Origin of the sequence: Rhodococcus sp. HM1 (genome assembly GCF_023218075.1) — a bacterium.
Classification (GTDB): Bacteria; Actinomycetota; Actinomycetes; order Mycobacteriales; family Mycobacteriaceae; genus Rhodococcus.
The window spans coordinates 1-379 of sequence record NZ_JALPTB010000240.1; the positions used below are offsets into that span (position 1 = coordinate 1).

General features: G+C 69.9%; 1 protein-coding gene. It reads left to right on the forward strand.

What is annotated here, in order from left to right:
• Positions 1-35 precede the first annotated feature (35 nt).
• Positions 36-379 (forward strand): DsbA family protein (locus M1M07_RS32600; protein WP_248676817.1); only part of this gene is annotated, 344 nt, incomplete at its 3' end.

Genomic DNA, 379 nt, shown 5'->3' on the forward strand with positions numbered 1-379 from the left:
CCCCTGCCGGGACACGAGCCTCCAGGAGCCCATCCATGACCGACACCGTTTCCGCCGCTGCCACCCCTGCCGATGCCGCCGTCCCGCTGCGGATCGATTTCGTCTCCGACATCTCCTGCCCGTGGTGCGCCATCGGCCTGCAGTCGCTCGACCGTGCGCTGCAGTCGCTCGGCGGTGCCGTGCAGGCGGAAGTGCATTTCCAGCCGTTCGAACTGAACCCCGGCATGCCCGCGGGCGGCCAGGACATCGGCGAGCACCTGGCCGAGAAATACGGCGCCACCGCCGAGCAGACCGTGCAGACGCAGCGCGCCATCGCCGAGCGCGGCGCGGCCCTGGGTTTCGAATTCCGCATGGACCGCCGCAGCCGCATCTACAACAC